The organism is Pontibacter brevis (assembly GCF_054779655.1).
Genome location: NZ_BAAGXV010000089.1, coordinates 34,185 through 50,867, shown reverse-complemented (window position 1 = coordinate 50,867; position 16,683 = coordinate 34,185). Strand labels below are relative to the sequence as shown.

General features: G+C 43.2%; 32 protein-coding genes. All 32 read left to right on the top strand.

What is annotated here, in order from left to right; translation table 11 throughout:
- Nucleotide 1: 1 nt before the first annotated feature.
- Complete coding sequence (locus tag ACYVB1_RS20330) at nt 2-319, top strand: DUF3467 domain-containing protein (protein WP_460925651.1); 318 nt, start codon at nt 2-4, stop codon at nt 317-319.
- Nucleotides 320-424: 105 nt separating this feature from the next.
- Nucleotides 425-835 carry a 30S ribosomal protein S12 gene (rpsL, locus tag ACYVB1_RS20325; protein WP_460925650.1) on the top strand — a complete coding sequence of 137 codons (411 nt, stop codon included), beginning with the start codon at nt 425-427 and terminating at the stop codon, nt 833-835.
- A 19-nt stretch (nt 836-854) separates the two neighbouring features.
- A complete protein-coding gene (gene rpsG / locus ACYVB1_RS20320; protein WP_460925649.1) occupies nt 855-1,322 on the top strand; it encodes a 30S ribosomal protein S7 in 468 nt (155 codons plus the stop codon).
- Nucleotides 1,323-1,325: 3 nt separating this feature from the next.
- On the top strand, nt 1,326-3,431 hold the full coding sequence (gene fusA / locus ACYVB1_RS20315; protein ID WP_460925648.1) for an elongation factor G: 2,106 nt from the start codon (nt 1,326-1,328) through the stop codon (nt 3,429-3,431).
- A gap of 10 nt (nt 3,432-3,441) precedes the next feature.
- On the top strand, nt 3,442-3,747 hold the full coding sequence (gene rpsJ, locus ACYVB1_RS20310) for a 30S ribosomal protein S10 (protein WP_007654312.1): 306 nt from the start codon (nt 3,442-3,444) through the stop codon (nt 3,745-3,747).
- Between the two features lie 181 nt (nt 3,748-3,928).
- Nucleotides 3,929-4,549, top strand: a complete 621-nt coding sequence (rplC, locus tag ACYVB1_RS20305) for a 50S ribosomal protein L3 (protein ID WP_460925647.1) — start codon at nt 3,929-3,931, stop codon at nt 4,547-4,549.
- A gap of 2 nt (nt 4,550-4,551) precedes the next feature.
- On the top strand, nt 4,552-5,181 hold the full coding sequence (gene rplD, locus ACYVB1_RS20300) for a 50S ribosomal protein L4 (protein WP_460925646.1): 630 nt from the start codon (nt 4,552-4,554) through the stop codon (nt 5,179-5,181).
- Nucleotides 5,181-5,468, top strand: coding sequence for a 50S ribosomal protein L23 (gene rplW / locus ACYVB1_RS20295; RefSeq protein ID WP_460925645.1), 288 nt, complete (start codon nt 5,181-5,183; stop codon nt 5,466-5,468). Before rplD ends, rplW begins: the two co-directional genes overlap by 1 nt.
- A 10-nt stretch (nt 5,469-5,478) precedes the next feature.
- Complete coding sequence (gene rplB, locus ACYVB1_RS20290) at nt 5,479-6,306, top strand: 50S ribosomal protein L2 (RefSeq protein WP_460925644.1); 828 nt, start codon at nt 5,479-5,481, stop codon at nt 6,304-6,306.
- Nucleotides 6,307-6,585: a 30S ribosomal protein S19 gene (gene rpsS / locus ACYVB1_RS20285; RefSeq protein ID WP_460925643.1), complete on the top strand. Its 279-nt coding sequence runs from the start codon at nt 6,307-6,309 to the stop codon at nt 6,583-6,585. It begins immediately after the preceding gene.
- Between the two features lie 2 nt (nt 6,586-6,587).
- Nucleotides 6,588-6,983, top strand: a complete 396-nt coding sequence (gene rplV / locus ACYVB1_RS20280; protein ID WP_460925642.1) for a 50S ribosomal protein L22 — start codon at nt 6,588-6,590, stop codon at nt 6,981-6,983.
- Nucleotides 6,984-6,986: 3 nt separating this feature from the next.
- Nucleotides 6,987-7,769, top strand: coding sequence for a 30S ribosomal protein S3 (gene rpsC, locus ACYVB1_RS20275; protein WP_460925641.1), 783 nt, complete (start codon nt 6,987-6,989; stop codon nt 7,767-7,769).
- Nucleotides 7,770-7,799: 30 nt separating this feature from the next.
- On the top strand, nt 7,800-8,222 hold the full coding sequence (rplP, locus tag ACYVB1_RS20270) for a 50S ribosomal protein L16 (RefSeq protein ID WP_345159208.1): 423 nt from the start codon (nt 7,800-7,802) through the stop codon (nt 8,220-8,222).
- Nucleotide 8,223: 1 nt separating this feature from the next.
- Nucleotides 8,224-8,421 carry a 50S ribosomal protein L29 gene (rpmC, locus tag ACYVB1_RS20265; RefSeq protein WP_460925640.1) on the top strand — a complete coding sequence of 66 codons (198 nt, stop codon included), beginning with the start codon at nt 8,224-8,226 and terminating at the stop codon, nt 8,419-8,421.
- Between the two features lie 13 nt (nt 8,422-8,434).
- The gene (gene rpsQ, locus ACYVB1_RS20260) at nt 8,435-8,692 is read left to right on the top strand and encodes a 30S ribosomal protein S17 (protein WP_460925639.1); all 258 of its coding nucleotides are present in this window, start codon (nt 8,435-8,437) and stop codon (nt 8,690-8,692) included.
- Between the two features lies 1 nt (nt 8,693).
- Nucleotides 8,694-9,062, top strand: a complete 369-nt coding sequence (rplN, locus tag ACYVB1_RS20255) for a 50S ribosomal protein L14 (protein ID WP_229968292.1) — start codon at nt 8,694-8,696, stop codon at nt 9,060-9,062.
- 18 nt (nt 9,063-9,080) lie between these two features.
- Nucleotides 9,081-9,404, top strand: coding sequence for a 50S ribosomal protein L24 (gene rplX / locus ACYVB1_RS20250; protein ID WP_460925638.1), 324 nt, complete (start codon nt 9,081-9,083; stop codon nt 9,402-9,404).
- Nucleotide 9,405: 1 nt separating this feature from the next.
- A complete protein-coding gene (gene rplE, locus ACYVB1_RS20245; RefSeq protein WP_460925637.1) occupies nt 9,406-9,960 on the top strand; it encodes a 50S ribosomal protein L5 in 555 nt (184 codons plus the stop codon).
- A gap of 4 nt (nt 9,961-9,964) precedes the next feature.
- Nucleotides 9,965-10,234 (top strand): 30S ribosomal protein S14, encoded by a 270-nt coding sequence (rpsN, locus tag ACYVB1_RS20240; RefSeq protein WP_460925636.1) that lies wholly within the window; start codon nt 9,965-9,967, stop codon nt 10,232-10,234.
- Nucleotides 10,235-10,323: 89 nt separating this feature from the next.
- Entirely contained in the window at nt 10,324-10,722 is a 399-nt protein-coding gene (gene rpsH, locus ACYVB1_RS20235) for a 30S ribosomal protein S8 (RefSeq protein WP_460925635.1), read from the top strand.
- A 15-nt stretch (nt 10,723-10,737) separates the two neighbouring features.
- Nucleotides 10,738-11,292: a 50S ribosomal protein L6 gene (gene rplF / locus ACYVB1_RS20230; protein WP_460925634.1), complete on the top strand. Its 555-nt coding sequence runs from the start codon at nt 10,738-10,740 to the stop codon at nt 11,290-11,292.
- Between the two features lie 8 nt (nt 11,293-11,300).
- Complete coding sequence (gene rplR, locus ACYVB1_RS20225) at nt 11,301-11,648, top strand: 50S ribosomal protein L18 (RefSeq protein WP_460925633.1); 348 nt, start codon at nt 11,301-11,303, stop codon at nt 11,646-11,648.
- Between the two features lie 5 nt (nt 11,649-11,653).
- Nucleotides 11,654-12,172 (top strand): 30S ribosomal protein S5, encoded by a 519-nt coding sequence (gene rpsE, locus ACYVB1_RS20220; RefSeq protein WP_377485108.1) that lies wholly within the window; start codon nt 11,654-11,656, stop codon nt 12,170-12,172.
- Nucleotides 12,173-12,177: 5 nt separating this feature from the next.
- On the top strand, nt 12,178-12,360 hold the full coding sequence (gene rpmD / locus ACYVB1_RS20215) for a 50S ribosomal protein L30 (RefSeq protein WP_460925632.1): 183 nt from the start codon (nt 12,178-12,180) through the stop codon (nt 12,358-12,360).
- Nucleotides 12,360-12,806: a 50S ribosomal protein L15 gene (gene rplO, locus ACYVB1_RS20210; protein ID WP_460925631.1), complete on the top strand. Its 447-nt coding sequence runs from the start codon at nt 12,360-12,362 to the stop codon at nt 12,804-12,806. The genes rpmD and rplO overlap by 1 nt, the downstream gene beginning before the upstream one ends.
- A 9-nt stretch (nt 12,807-12,815) precedes the next feature.
- Nucleotides 12,816-14,135 carry a preprotein translocase subunit SecY gene (gene secY, locus ACYVB1_RS20205; RefSeq protein ID WP_460925630.1) on the top strand — a complete coding sequence of 440 codons (1,320 nt, stop codon included), beginning with the start codon at nt 12,816-12,818 and terminating at the stop codon, nt 14,133-14,135.
- Nucleotides 14,136-14,138: 3 nt separating this feature from the next.
- Nucleotides 14,139-14,912 (top strand): type I methionyl aminopeptidase, encoded by a 774-nt coding sequence (map, locus tag ACYVB1_RS20200; RefSeq protein ID WP_460925629.1) that lies wholly within the window; start codon nt 14,139-14,141, stop codon nt 14,910-14,912.
- Nucleotides 14,913-15,131 carry a translation initiation factor IF-1 gene (infA, locus tag ACYVB1_RS20195; protein ID WP_115565614.1) on the top strand — a complete coding sequence of 73 codons (219 nt, stop codon included), beginning with the start codon at nt 14,913-14,915 and terminating at the stop codon, nt 15,129-15,131. It begins immediately after the preceding gene.
- 5 nt (nt 15,132-15,136) lie between these two features.
- A complete protein-coding gene (ykgO, locus tag ACYVB1_RS20190) occupies nt 15,137-15,253 on the top strand; it encodes a type B 50S ribosomal protein L36 (protein ID WP_034256541.1) in 117 nt (38 codons plus the stop codon).
- Nucleotides 15,254-15,265: 12 nt separating this feature from the next.
- Complete coding sequence (rpsM, locus tag ACYVB1_RS20185) at nt 15,266-15,643, top strand: 30S ribosomal protein S13 (protein ID WP_460925628.1); 378 nt, start codon at nt 15,266-15,268, stop codon at nt 15,641-15,643.
- Nucleotides 15,644-15,652: 9 nt separating this feature from the next.
- Nucleotides 15,653-16,045, top strand: a complete 393-nt coding sequence (gene rpsK, locus ACYVB1_RS20180) for a 30S ribosomal protein S11 (RefSeq protein WP_460925627.1) — start codon at nt 15,653-15,655, stop codon at nt 16,043-16,045.
- A gap of 20 nt (nt 16,046-16,065) precedes the next feature.
- Entirely contained in the window at nt 16,066-16,671 is a 606-nt protein-coding gene (gene rpsD, locus ACYVB1_RS20175; protein WP_460925626.1) for a 30S ribosomal protein S4, read from the top strand.
- The last annotated feature ends 12 nt before the right edge of the window (nt 16,672-16,683 follow it).

The following is a 16,683-nucleotide window of genomic DNA, read 5'->3' as shown; positions in this document are numbered from 1 at the left end:
CATGGCGGAAGATCTGCAAAAGCAAAATCAGATAAACATTGAACTGTCAGAGGAAGTAGCGGAAGGCGAATACGCCAACTTAGCGATGATAGCGCACTCGAGCAGCGAATTTGTGATCGATTTTATAAGATTGATGCCAGGTCTGCCAAAAGCAAAAGTCAAATCAAGAGTCGTTATTACGCCGGAGCATGCCAAAAGATTATTGGCTGCTCTGGCTGATAACGTTAAAAAATTTGAGGACAGCTTCGGCGAGATAAAGCATGCACAGGAAGCTCCCTCTTTCCCGATGAACTTCGGCGGAACAGTTGGGGAAGCCTAAGGTGCTAATAATTAATGAATTAATATTTTGATATTGCAGCGGGATTTATATACCTTTGCAGTCCGAAATTTTGAGTAGAAAAAATCTATAATTAACAGATTGTAAATGCCTACTATACAGCAATTAGTAAGAAAGGGAAGAGAGAAACTAACAACTAAATCAAAATCTCCTGCCCTAGATTCATGCCCACAGCGCCGTGGTGTATGTACAAGAGTATATACCACAACGCCTAAGAAGCCAAACTCTGCCATGCGAAAAGTGGCAAGGGTAAGACTAACAAACGGTAAAGAAGTCAACGCCTATATCCCAGGTGAAGGCCACAACCTTCAGGAGCACTCGATTGTGCTTATCAGAGGAGGTAGAGTGAAAGACCTTCCGGGAGTACGTTACCACATCGTACGTGGTGCGTTGGATACAGCTGGTGTAAGCGGCCGTCTTCAGTCACGTTCTAAGTACGGTGCGAAGCGACCAAAACCAGGACAGGCTCCAGCTGCCGCAAAAGGTAAAAAACGATAATCCATAGAGTACAAATACAATGAGAAAAGCAAAGCCTAAAAGTAGAATTCTCCTTCCTGATCCTAAATACAAAGAGACCCTGGTAACACGTTTCGTGAACTACATGATGGTTGACGGTAAGAAAAGTGTTGCTTACGGAATCTTCTACGATGCTGTAGAAATAGTAGAGCAAAGAACAAAAGAAAACGGTCTTGAAACCTGGAAAAAGGCATTGAACAACATCATGCCAAGCGTAGAGGTGAAGAGCCGCAGGGTAGGGGGAGCTACATTCCAAGTGCCGACTGAGGTTCGACCAGACCGCAGAGTATCTCTGGGTATTAAGTGGATGATTTCTCTTGCCCGCAAGAGAGGTGAGAAGACAATGAAAGACAGATTAGCAGGAGAGATTATTGCTGCTGCTAAAGGCGAAGGTGCTGCCGTGAAGAAAAAAGACGACATGCACAGAATGGCAGAAGCAAACAAAGCATTCTCACACTTTAGATTCTAAAGAATGGCAACAAGAGATTTAAAATACACACGGAATATTGGTATTGCCGCGCACATTGATGCCGGTAAGACCACTACGACCGAACGAATTCTATATTATGCTGGTGTAAGCCATAAAATTGGTGAAGTGCATGATGGCGCTGCAACAATGGACTGGATGGAGCAGGAGCAGGAGCGTGGTATTACCATTACCTCTGCCGCTACAACAGTAAAGTGGCCTTACAGAGGGCAGGACTACCATATCAACATCATTGACACTCCGGGCCACGTGGACTTTACCGTAGAGGTAAACCGTTCCCTTCGCGTACTGGATGGTCTGGTGTTCCTTTTCAGTGCCGTTGACGGTGTGGAGCCACAGTCTGAGACAAACTGGCGCCTTGCTGACAACTACAAAGTAGCTCGTATCGGTTTCGTTAATAAAATGGACCGTTCAGGAGCTGATTTCCTTGCTGTTTGCAAGCAGGTGAAAGAAATGCTGGGAAGCAACGCTGTAGCCCTTCAGTTACCGATTGGTGCTGAAGATAACTTCAAAGGTGTTGTGGACCTGGTAAACAACCGTGGTATCATCTGGAACGAAGAAGATAAAGGGATGACCTTTACTGAGGTTCCGATTCCGGATGACATGGTAGAAGAAGCCGCTGAATACAGAGAGAAACTTCTGGAAGCTGTAGCAGAGTACGATGAAACTTTGATGGAGAAATACTTCGAAGATCCGGACTCTATTTCAGAAGATGAGATCTTGGCTGCACTTCGTGCCGCTACAATCGACATGGCCATCGTGCCAATGCTGTGTGGTTCTTCTTTCAAAAACAAAGGTGTTCAGACAATGCTTGACTACGTGATGGCGCTTTGCCCGTCACCTATGGACAAAGAGAGCATCGTAGGAACTAACCCGGATACAGGTGCTGAAGTAGCACGTAAGCCAAGTGAGACGGAGCCTTTCGCAGGTCTGGCTTTCAAAATCGCTACTGACCCTTATGTAGGTCGTCTGTGCTTCGTGAGAGCTTACTCTGGTGTACTGGAGTCTGGTTCTTATATCTTCAACACACGTTCTGGTAACAAAGAGCGTATTTCCCGCATCTTCCAGATGCACGCCAACAAGCAGAATCAGATTGAAAGACTGGCTGCTGGTGACATCGCTGCGGTAGTAGGCTTTAAAGACATCAAGACGGGTGACACCCTTTGCGATCAAAATGCAAAGATTGTACTCGAGTCTATGGAGTTCCCAGAGCCGGTAATCGGATATGCAATCGAGCCTAAAACGCAGGCTGACTCTGATAAAATGGGTATGGCGATTGCCAAGCTTGTGGAGGAGGATCCAACCTTGCAGGTAAACACTGACGAGGAAACTGGTCAGACAATCTTGAGGGGTATGGGTGAGCTTCACCTTGAAATCATCATCGACCGTATGAAGCGCGAATTCAAGGTTGAGCTGAACCAGGGTGCTCCGCAGGTAGCTTATAAAGAGACAATCACCAAAACTGTTGAGCACCGTGAGGTATTCAAGAAGCAGTCCGGTGGTCGTGGTAAGTTCGCCGACATCGTGTTCAACATGGGACCACGTGAAGACGGCAAGCAGGGACTTGAGTTCGAGAATGCTATCGTTGGTGGTGTTATCCCTCGTGAATTCATTCCAGCTGTTCAGAAAGGTTTCGAAGAAGCTATGAAGAATGGTATCCTGGCAGGCTTCCCGGTTGACTCTATGAAAGTGCGTCTGTTCCACGGTTCATTCCACGATGTTGACTCCGATGCCTTGTCATTCGAACTGGCTGCACGTCAGGGCTTCAAAGAAGCAGGTAAGCAGTGTGCTCCAAAGCTTCTTGAGCCAATCATGGCAGTTGACGTAGTGACACCAGATGAATACACTGGTCCGGTAACTGGTGACCTGAACAGAAGAAGAGGTTTAATGAAAGGTATGGATACAAAAGGTACTTCTACAGTTGTGAAGGCTGACGTTCCACTTTCTGAACTGTTCGGTTATGTAACTGACCTGAGAACCATTACTTCTGGTAGAGCGACAGCTTCTCTTACTTTCTCACATTATGAGCAAGTACCGCAGAACTTAGCAGATGCCATCATTGCCAAATTAAAAGGAACTGCAGCTAAATAGTAGTAAAATAATGAATCAGAAAATAAGAATTAAATTAAAGTCTTACGACCACAACCTGGTAGACAAGTCTTCTGAGAAGATTGTGAAAGCTGTGAAAGCTACTGGTGCTATCGTAAGCGGACCAATTCCTCTTCCAACTGAGAAGGATAAATTCACTGTACTACGCTCACCACACGTGAACAAGAAGTCTCGTGAGCAGTTCCAGCTTTGCACTTACAAGCGCTTGGTAGATATCTACTCTACGAGCTCTAAAACAGTAGATGCTTTGATGAAACTTGAGCTGCCAAGCGGTGTTGATGTAGAAATCAAAGTTTGATAAATACAGAAACGAGTAAAAAAAGAGAACCGAGAAATCGGTTCTCTTTTTTTATAACTGTATGATTCATAAATATTTTAGGTGAAAGCTATTGAAAGAAAAAATAATTTCATAACTTTGCACTCCCTTAGAAAACTGAGGGGAATAATAAACTATATCCATCTTTTAAAAAATAAGTTGAATGCCTGGAATTATCGGTAAAAAAATCGGAATGACAAGCCTCTTCACAGCAGATGGTAAATACACACCAGTTACGATTATCCAAGCTGGCCCATGTGTAGTTACTCAGGTGAAGACAGTCGAGACGGATGGCTATGAAGCTGTTCAGCTTGCCTATGGCGAGAAGAAGCTTAAGAGAGTAACTAAGGCGGAGGCCGGACATTACAAGAAAGCGAATACAGCTCCTGCTAAGAAGGTGGCAGAATTTACCATCGAAGAAGGTACTACCCACACACTGGGAGAGACTGTAGATGTAAACCTGTTCATTGAAGGAGAATTCATCGACGTTGTAGGAACATCAAAAGGTAAAGGTTTCCAGGGTGTTGTGAAGCGCCACGGTTTTGCTGGTGTGGGCGGTCAGACGCACGGTCAGCACAACAGGGCAAGGCACCCAGGTTCAATCGGTGCTGCCTCATGGCCTTCAAGAGTGTTCAAAGGTATGCGCATGGCAGGTAGAACAGGCGGTAACAGAGTAAAGATTGAAAACTTGACTGTACTGCGTGTTATTGCTGAAAAAAACCTTTTGGTTGTTAGTGGCTCTGTACCAGGTGCCAAAAATTCTTACGTGTTAATTGAGAAATAAAAATGGAGCTTTCTGTATTAAATATCAAAGGTGAAGATACAGGCAGAAAGGTAACCCTTTCTGATGCTGTGTTTGGTTTAGAGCCAAACGAGCATGCAATGTATCTTGACGTGAAACAGTACCTGGCCAACCAGAGACAAGGTACACACAAGTCAAAAGAACGCAACGAAGTAGCAGGTTCTACTAAAAAAATAAAAAAGCAAAAAGGTACTGGTGGCGCCCGTGCAGGTAGCATCAAATCCCCTCTTTTTGTAGGTGGTGGCCGCGTGTTCGGTCCTAAGCCGAGAAACTACAGCTTCAAGCTGAACAAGAAGTTGAAGAGAGCTGCGCGTCTTTCTGCACTGTCTCTTTTAGCCCGCAACAACCAGGTAGCCCTAGTAGAGTCTTTCTCTTTAGATGCTCCTAAAACAAGCGAGTTCAAAGGTATCCTGAACAACCTACAGTCAACTGGCAAAACACTCGTGTTATTACCTGCTGTTGATAAGAATATTGTATTGTCTGGCAGAAACCTTCCGAAAGTAAAGATTTCTACAGCCAGCGATGTAAATACTTACGACCTGTTGAACACAGAGAAGCTGTTATTGGTTGAGGAGTCTGTTAATGTATTGGAAAACCTCTTAAGCGCGAAATAATGAACGTTCTGAAAAGACCCATCATCACTGAAAAATTTGCTGCCTTGAACGAGGTAGGTAAATATGCTTTTGAGGTACATAAAAACGCCAATAAAGTAGAGATAAAGAAAACGATTGAGCAGATGTACGGAGTTACTGTTGTGAAAGTAGCTACCATGCGTTCACTTGGTAAAGTAAAAACAAAATACACCAAGTCCGGAGCAGTAAGTGGTCGTACCTCTCTGATCAAAAAAGCGATAGTAACCCTGAAAGAGGGTGAAGTAATAGACTTTTACAGCGGCATATAATTAAATTAAAATGGCTTTAAAGAAGTTAAGACCAACATCACCAGGTCAAAGATTCAGAGTAGCCCCTGCCTTCGACGAGGTAACTACATCTACTCCTGAGAAATCTTTGTTGGCACCTATCAAAAAATCTGGTGGACGCAATGACTCTGGTAAAATGACAATGCGCTATACGGGCGGTGGTCATAAGAAGAGATACAGAGTAATCGATTTCAAGCGTACAAAGCACGGTGTTCCTGCAACTGTTAAAACGATCGAGTACGATCCAAACAGAACGGCACGTATCGCCCTGTTGCACTACGTGGATGGCGAGAAAACATATATCATTGCTCCTGCAGGACTACAGGTTGGTACTGTAGTAAACTCAGGACCTGGTATTGCGCCGGAAGTAGGTAACTGCCTGCCTCTATCTGAAATTCCTCTTGGTACAATCATACACAACATTGAGTTGCAGCCAGGTGCTGGCGCGGTGCTTGCAAGAAGCGCCGGATCTTACGCACAGCTGGTAGCTCGTGAAGCGCGTTATGCCACTATCAAGCTTCCTTCAGGTGAGCTTAGAATGGTGTTGGTAAACTGTGTTGCCACGGTAGGTACAGTTTCTAACTCTGACCACATGAACATCAACCTTGGTAAAGCAGGTCGTAACAGATGGTTAGGTAAGCGTCCGAGAGTACGTGGTGTTGCCATGAACCCGGTTGATCACCCTATGGGTGGTGGTGAAGGTAAATCTTCAGGCGGTCACCCACGCTCACGTAAGGGCTTGTATGCGAAAGGTCAGAAGACCCGCAACAAGAACAAGTATTCTGAACAGCTTATAGTTAATAGAGGAAAGAAGAAATAAATGGCTAGATCATTAAAAAAAGGGCCTTACATTGACTATAGGCTCGAAAAGAAAGTGAATGTAATGAACGAAGGCAATAAGAAGACGGTTATAAAGACCTGGTCTCGCCGCTCTATGATATCTCCGGATTTCGTAGGCCACACCTTCGCAGTTCATAATGGTAATAAATTTATTCCGGTATATGTGACGGAAAACATGGTAGGTCATAAACTCGGCGAGTTTGCTCCAACCAGAAACTTCAGAGGTCACGTTGCTAAAAAAGATAAAGGCAAGCGATAATCATGGAAGCAGTAGCAAGATTAAATAACGTGCCTACTTCTCCTCGCAAAATGAGATTAGTAGCTGGCTTGATACGCGGCAAAAGCGTAGCAAGAGCCCTGAATTTGTTGAAATTTGAGGCAAACTCTGGTTCAGAAAAACTCGAAAAGCTTCTTTTATCTGCTTTATCAAACTGGCAGCAGAAGAATGAGGATGCTCGCATTGAAGATGCAAATCTTTACATCCGTGAGATCTTCGTGAACGAAGGAAGAATGCTGAAGCGCCTGCGCCCGGCTCCACAAGGCCGCGGTCACCGCATCAGAAAGAGATCAAACCATGTAACTGTTGTTATCGACAGCATGACTGAAGAGCAAATCGAGCAGCAGCAATCAAAGAAATCTAAAAAAGCCAACAAGTAAGAAATGGGACAGAAAGTAAATCCAATCGGTTTTCGACTCGGCATTATCAAAGGTTGGGATTCTAACTGGTATGGCGGCAAAGATTTCGCTGATAAGCTGATTGAAGACGAGAAAATCAGAAAATATATACTAGCGCGTATTCCTAAGGGCGGCATTTCCAAAATCATTATTGAGAGAACGCTGAAGCGCATCACGATTACTGTTAACACAGCCAGACCAGGTGTTGTTATTGGTAAAGGCGGTCAGGAAGTAGATAAGATCAAAGAAGAGCTTAAGAAGCTGACAAACAAAGATATTCAAATCAATATCTTTGAAATCAAGCGTCCTGAGTTAGATGCCAAGCTGGTAGGTGAGTCTATCGCCCAGCAGCTGCAGGCTCGTATCTCTTTCCGCCGTGCCATGAAGCAAGCCATTGCTTCTGCTTTGAGAGTAGGAGCTGAAGGTATCAAAGTGCAGGTTTCAGGCCGTTTAGGTGGTGCTGAAATGGCAAGAACAGAGCATTACAAAGAAGGAAGAACTCCTCTTCACACGCTTCGTGCTGATATCGACTACGCTCTGTCTGAAGCTCAGACAGTATATGGTAAACTAGGTATCAAAGTATGGATCTTCAAAGGCGAAGTTTACGGCAAGAAAGACCTTACTCCGAACGCTGGCTTAGAAAGTGGCAAAGGCGGACCTAGTGGAAACACTGGTGGTGGCGACAGACGTGGTGGCAACCGCAACAAGAAAGCGGATGGTGCCGGTGGTGACAGACGTGGTGGCAACCGCAACAAGCGTCGTCAATAATTGATTGTTAACATTATTACGTTTTAGAAAATGTTACAGCCTAAAAGGACTAAATATAGAAAAATGCAAAAAGGCCGCGTGAAAGGTCTGGCTCATAGAGGCAGTACTATTTCATTTGGTTCTTTCGCAATCAAATCGCTGGAAGCTACTTGGATTACCAGCCGCCAGATAGAGGCCGCTCGTATCGCGATGACGAGAGCAATGAAGCGTGAAGGTCAGGTATGGATTCGTATTTTCCCTGACAAGCCTATCACCAAGAAGCCTGCAGAGGTTCGAATGGGTAAAGGTAAAGGTTCCCCGGAATATTGGGTAGCAGTAGTAAAGCCTGGTACCATTATGTTTGAATCTGATGGAGTTAGCTTAGAAGTAGCAAAAGAGTCACTGAGACTTGCTGCGCAGAAGCTGCCGGTAAAAACAAAATTTGTAGTACGTAGAGATTACGTTGAGAAATAAAATGAAAAATTCAGAGATCAAAGCTTTGTCTTCAGAAGAGCTGAACGAAAGGCTAAACACTGAGCGCGCTAACATGCAGAACCTACGTTTTGCACATGCTATATCTCCTTTGGAGAACCCCATGAAAATCCGTGAGACGAAGCGTACTATCGCTCGTCTTAACACGGAAAAACGCAGTCGTGAAATAGCTAACTCTTAAGACCTCAAATATCATGGAAGAGAGAAACCTAAGAAAAGAAAGAAGTGGCAGAGTTGTTAGCAACAAGATGAACAAGTCTATCACGGTACTGGTGGAAAGCAGAATGAAACACCCGATTTACGGAAAGTTTTTGAAGAAGTCCACTAAGTTCATGGCTCACGACGAGAACAACGATTGCAACATTGGTGACACTGTTCGCATCCAGGAGACACGTCCGCTTAGCAAGAATAAGAACTGGCGTTTAGTAGAAATCATAGAAAGAGCGAAATAAGATGATACAGCAGGAATCAAGACTATCTGTAGCTGATAACAGCGGTGCCAAAGAAGTTCTTTGCATCCGCGTATTAGGCGGTACTGGTAAGAAATATGCTTCAATTGGTGATAAAATTGTAGTAACTGTAAAGTCAGCTCTTTCTTCTGGTAACGTAAAAAAGGGAACTGTTTCTAAGGCAGTTATTGTAAGAACAAAGAAAGAGGTTAGAAGAAAAGACGGGTCTTATATCCGTTTTGACGACAACGCTGCTGTTCTTTTGAATGCAAACAATGAGCCACGCGGTACGCGTATCTTTGGCCCGGTTGCACGTGAACTTCGTGAAAAGCAATTCATGAAAATTGTTTCGTTAGCGCCTGAAGTTCTATAACCAATAATTCAGATTAAAATGAATAAGAAAAAACTTCATGTAAAAACTGGCGATACAGTTAAAGTTATTGCCGGTGACGAGCGCGGCAAGACTGGCCGTATAACTGCCGTTAATTTAGAAAAGCAGAGAGTAACAATTGAAGGCTTGAACCTGGTAACAAAGCACAACAAGCCGAGTGCTCAGAACCCACAGGGTGGCATAACTAAAGTAGAAGCTCCTATCCATGCTAGCAATGTAGCGCTTGTAGATCCTAAAACAGGAGAAACAACGAAAGCTGCTACAAGAAAAAACAGCGAAGGTAAAACAGAGCGTTACTCTAAAAAGACAGGAGAGGTAATCTAAGATGGCAACTACAAGATTTAAAGAAAAATACGAAAATGAGGTAGTGCCTGCCTTGAGAGAGAAGTTCCAGTACAAGAACATCATGCAGGTGCCTAAACTCACTAAAATTTCAATCAACAAAGGCATCGGTGCTGCCGTGTCTGACAAAAAGTTGGTTGATATCGGAGTGGATGAGCTTACTACCATCACCGGACAAAAAGCTGTTGCAACCATCGCGAAGAAGTCGGTTTCGAACTTCAAACTTCGTGAGGGTATGCCAATCGGTGCCCGTGTGACGCTTAGAGGCGAGAAGATGTATGAGTTCCTGGACCGTTTGCTGACAATCGCACTTCCACGAGTACGTGACTTCAGAGGTGTGAGCGATAAAGGCTTTGATGGTCGTGGTAACTACACATTAGGTGTAAAAGAGCAGATTATCTTCCCTGAGATCAGCATTGACAAAGTAAAAGCCATCACAGGTATGGACATTACTTTTGTAACAACAGCTAACACAGACGAAGAAAGCTACGAACTGTTGAGAGCATTCGGTATGCCTTTCGTAAACATTAAGAGATAAGAAAATGGCAAGAGAATCAGTAAAAGCTAGAGAGCTTAAAAGACAGAAGGCGGTAGCGAAATATGCTACTAAAAGAGCTGAGCTTAAAGCAAACGGAGACTACGAGGCTTTAGACAAGCTTCCTCGTAACGCATCCCCTGTGAGACTTCATAACCGCTGCAAACTGTCTGGAAGACCAAGAGGTTACATGAGAAAATTCGGTATCTCTCGTGTGGTTTTCAGAGAACTGGCTGTTATGGGTAAAATTCCTGGTGTAACCAAAGCGAGCTGGTAAATTTTTCTTAACATATTAAGAATCATCAAAAGATATTAGTATCTTTGCCCCTCGCTTAGATAAAGCATTCGTTATTTTATTAAATCAGAATGAACACAGATCCAATAGCAGATTATTTAACTAGAGTGCGTAACGCTATCAAGGCGAACCATAGAATAGTTGAAATACCATCTAGCAACATAAAAAAAGAGATTACAAAGGTATTGTACGACAAAGGGTACATACAGAGTTATAAATTTGAAGACTCTGCTGTACAAGGTACAATCAAGATAGCTCTGAAGTACAACCCTAACACTAAGCAGTCTGCTATTGTGAAATTGGACAGGGTAAGTAAGCCAGGGCTGCGTAAATACGCCGGAAGTGAAAACCTGCCACGTGTACTGAACGGTTTAGGCATTGCAATATTGTCTACTTCCAAAGGCGTAATGACAGAAAAAGAAGCCCGCTCCCTGAACATTGGTGGCGAGGTGTTATGTTATGTTTATTAATAAGGAGGATAGACAATGTCACGTATAGGAAAATTGCCAATCACCCTGCCAGGAAATATCGAAGTATCTGTTGCTGATAACAACGTTGTTACGGTAAAAGGACCAAAAGGATCTTTGTCTACTCCGGTAGACAAAGATATTATTGTGAAGCAGCAGGATAACGAACTTGTTGTAGAGCGCCCAACAGAGCAGAAACGCCACAAGGCGATGCACGGCTTGTACAGGTCTCTTATCAATAACATGGTAGTTGGCGTGAGCGAAGGTTACAAAGAGCAACTTGAGTTAGTAGGTGTTGGTTATAAAGCATCTATGGTAGGTTCAGTTCTTGAGCTTTCCCTGGGTTACTCTCACAACATTTTCATGAGCTTACCAGAAGGCGTTACAGCTACAGCAGTAACAGAAAAAGGTAAGTCTCCAATCATCACGCTTGAGAGTAACGACAAGCAATTGCTCGGACAGGTTGCTGCTAAAATCAGATCACTGCGTAAGGTTGAGCCATACAAAGGTAAGGGTATCCGCTTCGTAGGTGAAGTAATCAGAAGAAAAGCTGGTAAGACAGCGTCTAAATAATCATCATCATGTCTACGAATAAGATTACAAGAAGACTAAGAATCAAAAGAAGTATCAGAAACAAAATTTCTGGTACTTCTACAAGGCCAAGATTGTCTGTGTTCCGCAGTAACAAAGGTATATACGCACAGCTAATCGATGATACTACTGGTGTGACACTAGCAGCTGCCTCTTCCCTGAAACTTGATGATGCAAAAGCAAATGTTGAAACTGCCGGTAGAGTAGGTAGAGAGATCGCTGCGAAAGCTATCGAAAAAGGTATCTCTGAAGTAGTATTTGACCGTTCAGGTTACCTCTATCACGGTAAAGTAAAATCATTGGCAGAAGGCGCTCGTGAAGCTGGCCTTAAATTCTAAAAATTATGTTGAAGAATAATATACGAAGCGTAAAGGCTAGCGAAATCGAATTAAAAGAGAGAGTAGTAGCCATTAACCGTGTTGCCAAGGTTGTTAAAGGTGGTAGAAGATTCAGTTTCGCAGCCATCGTTGTTGTTGGCGACGGAAACGGCGTTGTAGGATACGGACTTGGTAAAGCCAATGAAGTAACTGACGCTATTGCAAAAGGAATTGATGATGCAAAGAAGAACCTGGTAAAGGTTCCGATTTACCATAGCACAGTGCCACACCCAATGGAGGGTAAATACTCTGGTGGTTTTGTACTGATTAAGCCAGCTGCTGCGGGTACCGGTGTAATTGCCGGTGGTGCGATGCGTGCTGTGTTAGAGAGTGCTGGTATCAAAGACGTACTTTGCAAGTCTAAAGGTTCTTCTAACCCACACAACGTGGTAAAAGCAACTTTCGACGCTCTTTCTAAAATGCGTGATCCTTTGGCTGTTGCGCAGCAACGTGGTGTTAATTTACAGAAAGTATTCAACGGATAATTGATATGGCTAAAGTAACAATCACTCAGGTTAAGAGTATTATCGACCGTCCGAAAGACCAGAAGGCTACTATGAAAGCGCTTGGTCTAGGAAAAATAAGCAAATCAGTATCTGTTGAACTAACTCCACAGATTGCTGGTATGGTAAAAAAAGTTCACAGTTTAGTAGAAGTTAAAGACTTTCAATAATGTACTTAAATTCTTTAAAACCTGCAGAAGGTGCTGTTAAAGCCAGAAAAAGAATAGGTAGAGGTACTGGATCCGGTAAAGGTGGAACATCTACCCGTGGCCACAAAGGTGCCAAATCTCGTTCTGGTTATTCACAGAAATCCGGCTTCGAAGGTGGTCAGATGCCACTTCAGAGACGTGTACCTAAGTACGGCTTCAAAAACATCAACCGTGTTGAGTATAAAGCCATCAACTTAGATGTATTACAGTCACTGGCGGAGTCAGCTAATGAAACAGTTTTCAACTTTGAGTTCTTCAAAGCACACGGATTGGTTCAGAAAAACGATAAAGTAAAAATATTAGGCAGAGGAGAGTTGAACAAAGCTGTAGAAGTACATGCCCATGCATTCTCTGGAACTGCAACATCATCCATAGAAAAAGCAGGCGGTAAAACAGTAGCGCTCTAATCGATCGGTATGAAGAAGCTTATAACAACTTTTAAGAACATTTTTGCTATTGAAGACCTTAGGGTTCGAATCTTCAACACTATTTTCTTCATTGCAATATTCAGACTTGGTTCTTTTGTTGTTTTACCTGGTGTTGATCCTAACCAACTACAGGCCAACACTGGTGGCCTGTTTGGTTTGTTAGATACATTCCTTGGTGGAGCATTTAGCAATGCGTCTATCTTTGCGTTAGGTATCATGCCTTACATTTCCGCTTCGATTGTACTGCAGCTGTTAACCATCGCTGTTCCTTATTTCCAAAAAATGCAGAAGGAGGGTGAGTCTGGTAGAAAGAAAATCAACCAAATCACCCGAGTTCTTACCATTGTCATCACTTTAGCACAGGCGGTAGGCTTTGTTGCCACGCTTAATGCTGAAGCGATTGTTATCAATCAGACGCTCTTCACCATCACGTCGATGATTGTGCTTACTTCAGGTACTATCTTCTGTATGTGGTTAGGTGAGAGAATAACAGATAAGGGTATCGGTAACGGTATTTCGATGCTGATTATGATCGGTATTATCTCCCGATTCCCAGGTGCTATTTTTGCTGAAGCATTGTCAAAACAGCTCAATGGCGCATTATTATTCTTATTTGAATTGTTCGTTCTGTTCTTCGTGGTGATGTCGGTTGTGATGCTGACACAAGCAATCAGAAGAATTCCAGTTCAGTATGCAAAGCAGGTAGGAGGTAGTTCTCTTTACAGTGGTCAGCGTCAGTTTATTCCACTTAAAGTGAATGCAGCAGGTGTTATGCCTATCATATTCGCGCAGTCTCTGATGTTTTTACCTTCCATGATTGCGTCTATCTGGGCTGACTCAAATGAAACTGCAAATTACATCGGTGCTACTTTCTCAGATTTTACATCATGGCAGTATAACCTGGTGTTTGGTCTACTGATTCTGGTGTTCACTTATTTCTACACTGCTATCAGTGTAAATCCGAACCAGATTGCAGATGACCTGAAGAGAAGCGGGGGCTTTATACCAGGTGTGAAGCCGGGCAGAGCAACCTCTGAATATATCGACACTATCCTGACAAGAATTACGCTTCCTGGTGCTATTTACCTGGCGCTTGTGGCGATATTCCCTTCCATAGCAATGCTATTAGGTGTAACAAGAGAGTTTTCTCAATTCTTCGGTGGAACTTCACTCATCATCATGGTTGGTGTTGTGCTGGATACCCTGCAGCAAGTAGAAAGCTATCTGCTTATGCGTCACTACGATGGTATGATGAAATCAGGAAAGCTTCGCGGTAGAACTGAGAACATAGCTACCATGGCATCTTAGTAAATGATTAATTATAAAACGGAAGAAGAAATAGAGCTAATTCGCCAGAGTGCTTTGATTTTGAGCAAAGCACATGGCGAAATTGCTCGTCTTATAAAGCCAGGTGTTTCGACACTTGCATTAGATAAGCGTGCTGAAGAATTCATCAGAGATAATGGAGGGCAGCCGTCTTTTAAAAACTATAATGGTTTTCCTTACAGCCTTTGTATATCAGTTAACTCAACTGTTGTACATGGCTTTCCTGGTGAATACGTTTTGAACGATGGAGACATTATCTCTGTTGATGCAGGTGTTTACTACAAAGGATTCCACAGCGACTGTGCTTATACGCATGCTGTGGGCAACGTGACGGAAGAGGTAAAAGACCTCTTGAAAGTGACGAAGGAGTCGCTTTATAAAGGTATAGAGAAAGCAACAGTTGGCGCGAGGCTAGGAGATGTTTCCTACACCATACAGGAACATGCTGAATCGCATGGGTATAGTGTGGTGAGAGAACTTGTCGGTCATGGTATTGGCCGCAATCTTCATGAATCTCCTGAAGTTCCCAATTATGGACGTCGGGGGCAAGGTATCAAACTTCAGAACGGTTTGGTTATTGCTATTGAGCCCATGATTAATCTTGGCACCCGGCATATAGTGCAGGAGGATGATGGCTGGACTATCAGAACAAAAGATAAAAAACCTTCTGCCCATTTCGAGCACTCCGTAGTGGTGCGAAAGGATAAGGCTGAGATTTTAACAACATTTGATTATATAGAAGCAGCAAACAAATCATAAATGGCAAAACAGTCGTCCATAGAGCAAGACGGAACTATAATTGAAGCTTTGTCTAACGCCATGTTTAGAGTGGAGCTTGAAAATGGTCATCAGGTAGTCGCTCATATCTCCGGTAAAATGAGAATGCATTACATCAAAATTTTACCAGGTGACAGAGTAAAATTAGAAATGTCGCCTTATGACCTTACAAAAGGCAGAATTGTTTACCGATATAAATAAATAAAATGAAAGTTAAAGCATCAGTAAAAAAGAGAAGTGCTGATTGTAAAGTTATCCGCCGCAAGGGGAAGCTTTATGTAATCAACAAAAAGAATCCAAGATATAAACAAAGACAAGGATAATTAAATAATAGTATGGCTAGAATTGCAGGAGTAGATATTCCGGATAACAAAAGAGGCGAAATCGCTTTGACTTATATTTTTGGTATTGGTCGTAGCTTAGCGCAGCAGATACTTACTAAGGCCGGGGTGGATCTTGACAAAAAAGTGAAGGATTGGTCGGAAGACGAAGCCGGAGAGATCAGATCAATTATTGCAGCTGATCACAAAACTGAAGGTGTTCTCCGTTCTGAAGTGCAGCTGCACATCAAGCGTTTGATGGACATCGGTAGCTACCGTGGGTTAAGACATCGTAAGGGTTTGCCAGTGCGCGGACAGCGTACCAAAAACAACTCACGTACCAGAAAAGGTAAGCGTAAGACAGTTGCAAACAAGAAGAAAGCTTCTAAATAATAATTGATCATGGCTCAGAAAAGAAAAGATAAAGCTAAAAAGCGAGTAGTTGTTGTAGAACCAACTGGTCAGGTACACATCAAAGCTTCTTTCAACAACATCATTATATCAGTAACCAATAACGTAGGTCAGGTAATATCTTGGGCTTCTGCTGGTAAAATGGGCTTTAAAGGTTCTAAAAAGAACACTCCGTATGCCGCTCAGATGGCAGCTGGCGATTGCGCTAAAGTTGCTTATGACCTTGGAATGCGCAAGGCTGAGGTGTTTGTAAAAGGTCCTGGTGCAGGTAGAGAATCTGCTATCCGTACTGTACAGAACACAGGTATAGAGGTAACTTCCATCAAAGACGTTACGCCTCTACCTCACAACGGATGTCGTCCACCGAAACGCAGAAGAGTTTAATTTCAAAATTAATTTAAGAAATGGCAAGATATACTGGTCCTAAAAGCAAGATCTCTCGCAAGTTTAACGAAGAGATTTTTGGCCCAAGCAAAGCACTTAAAAAGAAAGCTTACCCTCCGGGGATGCACGGCCGTGGCCGTCGTAAGAAGCAATCAGAATATGCTATTCAGTTAGCTGAAAAGCAGAAAGCGAAATATATATACGGTATTCTGGAGAAACAATTCGCTAATATCTTCGAAAAAGCTCACAGAAAAGGTGGTATCACCGGTGAGAACTTGTTAGCGTTACTGGAGTCTAGATTAGATAACACTGTTTACCGTTTAGGTATAGCTCCAACAAGAAGAGCTGCCCGTCAGCTTGTGTTGCATAAGCACATTTTAGTTAACGGCGATATCGTTAACATTCCTTCTTTCAGCCTTAAAGTTGGTGATGTAGTTTCAGTAAGAGAGAAATCAAAGTCTCTTGAAGCAATCACTACTTCCCTTACTACGCGTAATGCGCGTCAGTTTAGCTGGTTAGAGTGGGATGCTACCGAAATGGCAGGTAAGTACATCGCTACTCCTGACAGAGAGCAGATTCCTGAGAAAATCCAGGAGCAGCTGATCGTCGAGCTTTACTCTAAGTAAGCAGCATAATCA